General features: G+C 71.4%; 9 protein-coding genes. 5 read left to right on the forward strand and 4 right to left on the reverse strand.

The features are described 5' to 3' along the window. From L2I40_RS13620 to L2I40_RS13630, 3 genes are all read left to right on the forward strand, one after another. On the forward strand, positions 1–646 hold a 646-nt coding region (locus L2I40_RS13620), incomplete at its 5' end, for a gfo/Idh/MocA family oxidoreductase (protein ID WP_237215505.1). 32 nt (positions 647–678) lie between these two features. Continuing rightward, complete coding sequence (locus tag L2I40_RS13625) at positions 679–1290, forward strand: histidine phosphatase family protein (RefSeq protein ID WP_237215506.1); 612 nt, start codon at positions 679–681, stop codon at positions 1288–1290. Positions 1291–1447: 157 nt separating this feature from the next. Continuing rightward, complete coding sequence (locus tag L2I40_RS13630; protein WP_237215507.1) at positions 1448–2959, forward strand: SLC13 family permease; 1512 nt, start codon at positions 1448–1450, stop codon at positions 2957–2959. 3 nt (positions 2960–2962) lie between these two features. Here the strand turns inward: L2I40_RS13630 and L2I40_RS13635 are convergent, their stop codons facing one another. After that, a complete protein-coding gene (locus tag L2I40_RS13635; protein WP_237215508.1) occupies positions 2963–4156 on the reverse strand; it encodes a 4-hydroxybenzoate 3-monooxygenase in 1194 nt (397 codons plus the stop codon). A gap of 199 nt (positions 4157–4355) precedes the next feature. On the opposite strand from L2I40_RS13635, the gene L2I40_RS13640 reads away from it, so the two are divergent. Both L2I40_RS13640 and L2I40_RS13645 read left to right on the forward strand, forming a co-directional pair. Next, positions 4356–5522 (forward strand): glycosyltransferase family 87 protein, encoded by a 1167-nt coding sequence (locus L2I40_RS13640; protein WP_237215509.1) that lies wholly within the window; start codon positions 4356–4358, stop codon positions 5520–5522. Next, on the forward strand, positions 5519–6700 hold the full coding sequence (locus L2I40_RS13645; RefSeq protein WP_237215510.1) for a glycosyltransferase family 87 protein: 1182 nt from the start codon (positions 5519–5521) through the stop codon (positions 6698–6700). The genes L2I40_RS13640 and L2I40_RS13645 overlap by 4 nt, the downstream gene beginning before the upstream one ends. A gap of 86 nt (positions 6701–6786) precedes the next feature. Here the strand turns inward: L2I40_RS13645 and minE are convergent, their stop codons facing one another. The 3 genes from minE to minC form a co-directional block, all read right to left on the reverse strand. After that, positions 6787–7074, reverse strand: a complete 288-nt coding sequence (gene minE / locus L2I40_RS13650) for a cell division topological specificity factor MinE (RefSeq protein ID WP_237215511.1) — start codon at positions 7072–7074, stop codon at positions 6787–6789. Beyond that, positions 7074–7892 (reverse strand): septum site-determining protein MinD, encoded by an 819-nt coding sequence (minD, locus tag L2I40_RS13655; RefSeq protein WP_237215512.1) that lies wholly within the window; start codon positions 7890–7892, stop codon positions 7074–7076. The genes minE and minD overlap by 1 nt, the downstream gene beginning before the upstream one ends. 36 nt (positions 7893–7928) lie before the next feature. Beyond that, positions 7929–8337: septum site-determining protein MinC (gene minC, locus L2I40_RS13660; protein ID WP_237215513.1), on the reverse strand; the 409-nt coding region annotated here is incomplete at its 5' end.

Genomic DNA, 8337 nt, shown 5'->3' on the forward strand with positions numbered 1-8337 from the left:
CGTCGCGGCGGCAGAGGCGCGCGACGCACGGGCGGCGGTGAACTTCCCGATGGCCTCCTCGCCAGCCGTCGCGCAGCTGTCGGCGTGGCGCGAGGCGCTCGGCGCGCCGCGCGCCCTCTCGATCCACCTCGCCTTCGCGACCTGGCCGCGCGGCTGGCAGCAGGCGGCCGCGGGCTGGCTCGCGAAGCGCGCGGAAGGCGGCTTCACGCGCGAGGTGCTGTCCCATTTCCTCTTCCTCACGCGGCGCCAGCTCGGGCCGATGACGCTGCAGACGCGCGACGCGACCTTCCCGCCGGGCGACGGCGCCGAGACGGCGATCCGCGCGACGCTGACCGCGGGCGGCGTGCCGGTCGAGGTGACGGGCGGCGTCGGCACCACCGAGGCCGACGACCACAACGAGTGGCGGCTGGTGAGCGAGGGCGGCGCGATCCGCCTGCGCGACTGGTCCTTCGCCGAGAAGCTCGCCGTGGATGTCGGCTGGCACCCGGCGCCGGACGCGCTGCCGAACGAGAAGATGCGTCCGCTGGTGCTCAAAGGGCAGCTCGACAAGCTGATCGCGCTCACGCGCGGCGAGCCGCAGACCCTGGCAACGCTGCGCGAGGCGCTGGAGGTGCAGGAGATCGCCGAGGCGATCCTCGGCCTCTGACCATGTGGCGCCGGTCACTTCTCCTGTTGCTCATGGCCGCGCCCGCCGCGGCGCAGGACCGCTTCGTGCCGGTCACGGCTGAGCAGCCGGACGGTGCGGCGCTCGTCGCGCGTCTGCGCCAGGGCGGGCTCGTGCTGTTCTTCCGCCACGCCGACACGCGCGGCATGCCCTGCGACCGCAGCTTCCGCGTCGGCGACCGCGACGGGCAGCGCAACATCTCGCCCGACGGCATCGCGCAGTCGCGGCGCATCGGCCAGCGGCTGGCGGAACTCGGCATCCGGACGGCGCGCCCGGTGCTCGCCGGGCCGGTCTATCGCGCGCGCGACACGGCGGAACACGCCTTCGGGGCAGCCGATGTCTTGGTGACCGACAGCCTGCTCGCCGACGATTATTCGGGCCCGCGCCTCGGCTGGGTGCTAGCCGAGCATCGCCGCCTGTTCAGCGAGCCGGTGCCGCGCGGCACCAACCGCGTGCTGGTCGGCCACCGCACGCCCGCGATCATGGTCGCCGGCGAGCCTGTCGGCGGCCGCGCCTTTCCCGAAGGCGGCGCGCTGGTCATCGAGCCGCGCGGCGCGGCGTTCCGCGTGCTTGGCATCCTCGAACTCGCGCCGCTGCCCGGCGGCGGATTCCACAATTGCGGCTGACCGGCCGCTAGACCGGATTGGGGCTGACCGTGTTCAGCCCGGCTCCGGTCCGGCTTCGTCGGTCCGGCGATCTTCGGGCGGCGGCCGGCTTGATCCGGAGCAAGGACCGGGCCGCGCTGCGCGACTAGCCTCCCCAACGACTCGCGGAGGGGAACGCATGTCGAGCACGAGCCTGGAGCGGCCGGCGAAGCCGGCGAGCGGCCTCGGGACGAGGCTGCTTGGGTTGGGAATCGCGCTGGCCGCCATGCTGGCCTTCGCCGCACTCCCGCCCTTCGAGGGTCTGCCCGTCGCAGGGCAGCGCGCGATCGGCATCCTGATCTTCGCCGTCATCCTCTGGATCAGCGAGGCGGTGGACACCACGGTCAGCGCCGTGCTGATCGCAGCCGCCATCATCCTGCTGCTCGGCACCGCGCCCGACCTGCAGAACCCCGCGCGCGAGATCGGCATCGCGCGCGCGCGCGACTGGGCAATCGCAGGCTTCGCCAACAACGCCGTCGTGCTGGTGGGCGCGGCACTGGTCTTCGCGGCGGCGGTGAGCGCCACGGGTCTCGACAGGCGCATCGCGCTCGCGACGCTGTCGCGGGTCGGCGCGGGCACCAAGGCGGTGTTCGGCGGCACCATCGTGGTCGGCATCCTGCTCGCCTTCCTGGTGCCCTCTGCGACGGCGCGGGTCTCGGCCGTGGTGCCGATCGTGCTCGGCATCATCGCGGCCTTCGGCATCCAGCGGGAATCGCGGCTCGCGGCGCTGCTGATGATCGGCTCGGCGCAGATCTGCTCGGTGATGAACATCGGCGTGCTGACGGCCGCGGCGCAGAACGCGACGATGCTCGGCTTCACGCAGCGCCTGCTCGGCGCCTCGGTCAGCTGGTTCGACTGGCTGGTCGCGGCGCTGCCCTTCTGGCTGATCATGGCGCCCACCGTCGCCGTCATCCTCTGGCGTTTCCACCGCCCAGAGGTGGACCGGATCGAGGGCGGCGCGGCGGCGATCCGGGCTGATCTCTCGCGCCTAGGCCCGATGACGGGGGCGGAGTGGCGCACGCTGCTTGTCGGCTGCGGGCTGCTGCTGACCTGGGCGACCGAGGGCCGGGTGCATTCCATCGACACGGCGAGCAGCACGATCCTGGCCATCGCGCTGCTGCTGCTGCCCGGCATCGGGGTGATGAGCTGGAAGCAGGCGCAGGCCTCCGTGCCCTGGGGCACGCTGCTGCTCTTCGGCGTCGGCGTCGCGCTCGGGACGGTACTGGTGACGACGCGCGGCGCGCCCTGGCTTGCCAACCTGATCGTCGAGTGGTTCGCGTTGAAATCGGCGACGCCCTTCGTGATCGTCGCGGTGATGTCAGCCTTCCTGATCGTCGTGCATCTTGGCTTCGCTTCTGCAACCGCGCTGGCCGCGGCCTTCATCCCGATCGTGATCTCGGTGCTGCAGGAGGTGGCGAAGGCCGGCGTGCCGGTGAACGTGCTCGGCGTCACCATGATCCTGCAATTCGCCGTCTCCTTCGGCTTCATGCTGGTGGTGAACGCGCCGCAGAACCTGGTGGCCTTCGGCACCGGCACCTTCGGCGGGCGCGACTTCACCCGCTCGGGCGTGGTGATCACGCTGGCGGGCTACGCGACGATCCTGCTGCTGGCGGCGACCTGGTGGGACTGGCTCGGCTGGATGCGGGGGTGAACGTCACACCTCAAAGGGAAGCCCCACGTAGTTCTCCGCGAGCGTCGTCATCGCGGCCCGCGACGTGCTGACATAGTCGAGCTCCGCCACCTGCACGCGGTGCTCGAACGGGTCCCCCCCGTCGAAGCGGTGCAGCATGGAGGTCATCCACCAGCTGAAGCGCTGGCCCTTCCAGATGCGGCGCAGGCAGATCTCGGCGTAGCGGTCCAGCAGCTCCGTCTCGCCCGTCGCATAGAAGCGCTCGAGCCCGCGGGCGAGGACGCGGATGTCGGCGATCGCCAGGTTCATGCCCTTGGCGCCCGTGGGCGGCACGATGTGCGCCGCGTCGCCGGCCAGGAAGAGCCGGCCATGGCGCATCGTCTCGCAGACGAAGCTGCGCATGGGCGTCACGCCCTTCTGGAAGATCTCGCCTTCCTCGAGCTCCTCGCCGCAGCCGAGGCGGCGGTGCAACTCCTCCCAGATCCGCGCATCGGGCCAGAGGGCGAGGTCCTCGTCGGGCGCCACCTGCAGATAGAGGCGCGAGACGGTGTTGGAGCGCATGGTGGCCAGCGCGAAGCCATCCTGGTGCCGGGCGTAGATCAGCTCCTCCGAGACGGGGCGCGAGCGCGACAGGATGCCGAGCCAGGCGAAGGGATAGACCCGCTCGTAGATCGCAAGGTCGGGGATCGCGGGGCGGCAGATGCCGTGGAAGCCGTCGCAGCCGGCGATCACGTCGCACTCCACGACATGGTCGAGCCCGGCATGGCGGAAGGTGATGCGCGGCGACGTGGACGTCACGTCGTGCACCGCCGCGTCATCGACCTCGAACAGGATCGGTGCGTGATCGCGCCGCGCGCCGGCCACGAGACGCGCGGCGATCAGGTCCTTCACCACCTCCTGCTGGCCGTAGATGGTCACGACCTTGCCGGTCAGGTCCGTCAGCGGGATGCGGTGACCGACGCCGTCGAAGCGCAGCTCGATGCCGTGATGGGCCAAGCCCTCGCGGTGCAGCCGGTCGGCCACCCCGGCCTCGCTCAGCGTCTCGACACTGCCCTGCTCCAGCAGCCCGGCGCGCACGCGGCTCTCGACATAGTCGCGCGAGCGCGCCTCCAGCACGATGCTGTCGATCCCGGCGAGGTGCAGGAGGTGCGAGAGCAGCAGGCCGGACGGGCCGGCGCCGATGATGCCGACCTGGGTGCGCAACGGGGTGCCGGACATGTTGGGCGCTCCTGCCTCGCCGGCGCGCGACCGCCGGACGGCCCGTATGTGCCCTGCTGCCGCGTCTTGGCAACGGGGCCGCACGTCGTCCCCGCGCTGGACGCTGGACCCGCGCCGGCCGCTCGCCTACCTCGCTGCGGGCGATCCACGGAGGTGGCATGCGAGTCGCGGCGGCGGGCGGCCGGGCAGGGTGAACCAGGTGCCGCCCCTCTGGCGCGAGCGCATCCTGCTGTATGGCGCGGCGCTCTGCATCGCCTACCTGCTGTTCTTCGCAAGCGCGGCCTGGCTTCGCCTGTGGCTCGTGGATGCGGAGGGCTACCCGGTCGCAGGCGATTTCGTGGCGTTCTGGAGCGCAGGACGCCTGGCGATGGCCGGACAGGCCGTCGAGGCCTACGATCCCGACCTCTACCGCGCGGCGCAGATCGCCGCAGTCGGCCGCGAGTTCGACGGCCATTATCTCTGGCTCAATCCGCCAAGCTTCTTCCTCGGGGTCATGCCCTTCGCGCTTCTCCCCGTGCCCGCGGGCTGGCTGCTGTGGATCGCCGTCACCGCCGGGTGCCTCGCCATCGCTCTCCGCTGCGTCGTGCCCGGCTACCTGGTGCCGGCGTTGCTTGCGGCGCCGGCTTCGGTCTGGTGCGCGGCGGCAGGTCAGAACGGCTTCCTCACCGCTGCCCTCATCACGGGCAGCCTGGCGCTGCTCGAGCGCCGCCCATGGCTCTCGGGGCTGATGATCGGGCTCCTGACGTACAAGCCGCAATTCGGCGTCCTTTTCCCGCTCTTCCTGCTGCTCGGCCGGCACTGGACGGCGCTCGCCGCCGCGACGGCGGCGACGCTCGGGCTTGCCGCGTTCACCGTCTTGCTGTTCGGCGCCGAGCCCTGGGCCGCCTTCCTGGCCACGATCGGTCATGCCAGCGGCGTCCTGCAGGCAGGCGGCGCGGGATGGGAGAAGCTGCAGTCCGCCTACGCCATCCTGACACTGGCGACCGGCAGCACGATGGCCGGGAGGGGCGCGCAGATCCTGGTCATGGCCGGCGTCGTCGGGCTCCTGCTGGCCATGTCCCGCCGCGGCGCGCCCTTCGCGCTGCGCGCCGCCACGGTCGCGGCGGGCGCGTTCCTCGTCACGCCCTACGCCTACATCTACGATGCGGTGGTGTTGACCGCGGCGGCGGCCTTCCTGCTGCGCGACGGGCTGGATCGCGGCTTCGGACGCCTCGACGCCGCCCTGATCGTGCTGGGTTGCGCCTTGCCGGGTGGCTTCCTGCTGCTCGGCAATCTGGCCGCGCCGCTCGGCGGACTCGTGCTCGTCGGCGTCGCGGCGCGCCGCGCCTTCATGCCTGCCCCGGGCGTAAGGGTACGCCGCGCATGACCGCGTCCCGCCTCCCCCGTGCGCTCACGCAGCGCATGCAGGTCTACGGCCTCGCGCTGCTGCTCGCCTATCTCCTGTTCCTCGGCAGCACGGCCTGGCTTCGCCTGTGGCTGATCGATGCCGAAGGCCGCCCCGACATCCGCGACTTCATGTCGTTCTGGAGCGCCGGCCGCATGGCGCTCGAGGGACGCGCGCCGGACGCCTATGATTGGGACCTGCAGAAGGCCGTGCAGTTGCTCGCACTCGGCCAGCCCTTCGACAACTACTTCGCCTGGCACAACCCGCCGCACTACTTCTTCTACGTCGTCCCCTTCTCGCTTCCCCCCTATCTGGCCGGCTGGGTCCTCTGGGTCGTCGTGACCCTCGCCTTCTTCGCGGCGATGCTGCGCCTCGTCGTGCCCGGCTTCATGGTGCCCCTGCTGCTCGCCGCGCCCGCCACGCTGTGGTGCGCGACGGTGGGCCAGAACGGCTTCCTCACCGCAGGCCTGATGGCGGGCTGCCTGATGCTGCTGGAACGGCGGCCGCTGCTCGCCGGGGTGCTGCTCGGCCTGCTGACCTACAAGCCCCAGTTCGGCGTGCTCTTCCCGCCGGCCCTGCTGGCCGGCAGGCGCTGGATCGCCTTCGCCTCGGCCGCCGCCGTCACGCTGCTGCTCATCGGCATGGCGCTCGCGGTCTTCGGCCCGGCCACCTGGCAGGCCTTCCTCGGCTCGGTCGACAAGACGAACGACGTGCTGCTGCGCGGCGGATCGGCATGGACCAAGCTGCAATCGGCCTATTCGATCGCCTTCCAGCTGACAGGCAGCCTGCGCGTCGCGCTCGTCACCCAGGTCTCGCTGGTGCTCGTCCTGGCGGTCGGAGTGACCTGGCTCTGGGCCCGGCCCGCGCCCTTCGCCTGCAAGGCAGCGGCGCTGGTCGCCGCCTCCTACCTCGCCACGCCCTATGCCTACATCTACGACGCGCCGGTCCTCTCGACCGCGGCCGCCTTCCTGCTGCGCGACGGGCTGGAGCGCGGGTTCGGACGCACCGCCAAGGTGGTCATCCCTCTCGCGCTCCTGCTGCCGGCAGGCTTCCATGCCCTCGGCAGCCTCGGCGCCTTCGTCAGCGCGGTGCTGCTGCTCGCCCTTGCCGTGGCCCGCGCCATGGAGGAGAGGCCCATCCTCGCCCAGGCCCGCGCCTGACCGGTGCGGGCCCGACGCGGCCGCCCAGAGCAGCTTATGCCCGATCAGCGGAACCGCGAAGCGGTTCCACCTGATCGGGCGCTGCTCTAGCTCGCCGCTGCCCCGCGGATCCGGTCGCCGGCCGGGCCCGGAAGGTCGATCTCGATCGCCAGCGTCGACATGTCGCCGCCACGGTCGAGCGAGACGTTCACCTTGCCCGGATCGATGGCGACGTACTTCGCCACCACCGCGACGATCTCCTGCTGGAGCTTCGGCAGGAAATCCTCGCGCGTGCGGCCGATGCGCTCATGCGCCAGCACGATCTGCAGCCGCTCCTTGGCCGCCGCCGCCGTGGTGTCGGGCTTCCTGGCGCGGAAGAAGTCGAGCCAGCTCATCACGCCGCCCTCCCGCCGAACAGCCGCGAGAACAGCCCCTTCTTCTGCGCCTCGAGGAAGCGGTGCTCCACCTTGTCGCCGAGGAAGCGGCCGACCGCGTCCTTGTAGGCCTGGCCGGCCACGCTCTCCGCGTCCATCACCACCGGCGTGCCGGTGTTCGAGGCGCGCAGCACGCTCTCGCTCTCCGGGATCACGCCGAGCAGCGGGATCGCCAGGATCTCGCGGATGTCGTCGAGCTTGAGCATCTCGCCCTTCTCGACGCGCACGGGATCGTAGCGGGTGACGAGCAGGTGCTCCTTCACCGGCTCCTTGCGGTCCTCGGCCCGCTTCGACTTCGACTGCAGCACGCCGAGGATGCGGTCGCTGTCCCGGACGGAGGAGACCTCGGGGTTCGTCACCACGATCGCCTGGTCGGCGAAGTAGAGCGCGAGCAGTGCGCCCTTCTCGATGCCCGCCGGGCTGTCGCAGAGGATGTAGTCGTTGTCCTTCGCCAGCTCCTCGATGATCTGACCGACGCCTTCCTTGGTCAGCGCGTCCTTGTCGCGGGTCTGGCTGGCCGGGAGGATCTGCAGCGTGTCCACGCGCTTGTCGCGGATCAGCGCCTGATTCAGCCGCGCCTCGCCCTGGATCACGTTGACGATGTCGAACACCACGCGGCGCTCGACGCCCATGATGAGGTCGAGGTTGCGCAGGCCGACGTCGAAATCGATGACGACGACCTTCTTGCCGCGCTGCGCGAGACCGGTGGCGAAGGCGGCGGAGCTGGTCGTCTTGCCGACACCCCCCTTCCCCGACGTGACGACGATGACTTCCGCCATGTTGAACCCCCTGACGTGAACCCCTGGCACCCGGCCTCAGCCGAGCGGATCGAACCTCATCTGCTCGCCGACCAACCGGGCCATGACGGCCTTGCCGATCGGCGCCTCCCCGAGCCCCTCGCGCACGGCGTAGTAGCCGGCGATGGAGACGAGCTCGGGGTCGAAATGCGTGGCGAAGACGCGCGCCGCCATCTCGGACTGGCCGCCGGCGATGGCCCGTCCCAGCAGGCGGCCATAGACGTGGATGTTGCCGTCCGCGATGACCTCGGCGCCGGGATTGACGGTGCCGATCACGACCAGGTCGCAGCCCTGCGCCCAGATGCGCTGGCCGGCGCGGACCGGCTGATCGACGATCATGGCGGGCTTGCCGGCACCGGCGGGTGCGGGCGGCGGCGCTGCGGGCGGCGGGGGCGCGGCCGCGACCGGCGGCCCCGGCACCGCCCCC

Source organism: Falsiroseomonas oryziterrae, assembly GCF_021864505.1.
In the GTDB taxonomy this organism is placed as follows: domain Bacteria; phylum Pseudomonadota; class Alphaproteobacteria; order Acetobacterales; family Acetobacteraceae; genus Falsiroseomonas; species Falsiroseomonas oryziterrae.

Excerpts from the sequence above, each read along its gene's own strand:
- L2I40_RS13625 (WP_237215506.1), top strand. The coding sequence starts at position 679 with ATGGCCGCGCCCGCCGCGGCGCAGGACCGCTTCGTGCCGGTCACGGCT.
- L2I40_RS13630 (WP_237215507.1), top strand. The coding sequence starts at position 1,448 with ATGTCGAGCACGAGCCTGGAGCGGCCGGCGAAGCCGGCGAGCGGCCTC.
- L2I40_RS13635 (WP_237215508.1), bottom strand. The coding sequence starts at position 4,156 with ATGTCCGGCACCCCGTTGCGCACCCAGGTCGGCATCATCGGCGCCGGC.
- L2I40_RS13645 (WP_237215510.1), top strand. The coding sequence starts at position 5,519 with ATGACCGCGTCCCGCCTCCCCCGTGCGCTCACGCAGCGCATGCAGGTC.
- minE (WP_237215511.1), bottom strand. The coding sequence starts at position 7,074 with ATGAGCTGGCTCGACTTCTTCCGCGCCAGGAAGCCCGACACCACGGCG.
- minD (WP_237215512.1), bottom strand. The coding sequence starts at position 7,892 with ATGGCGGAAGTCATCGTCGTCACGTCGGGGAAGGGGGGTGTCGGCAAG.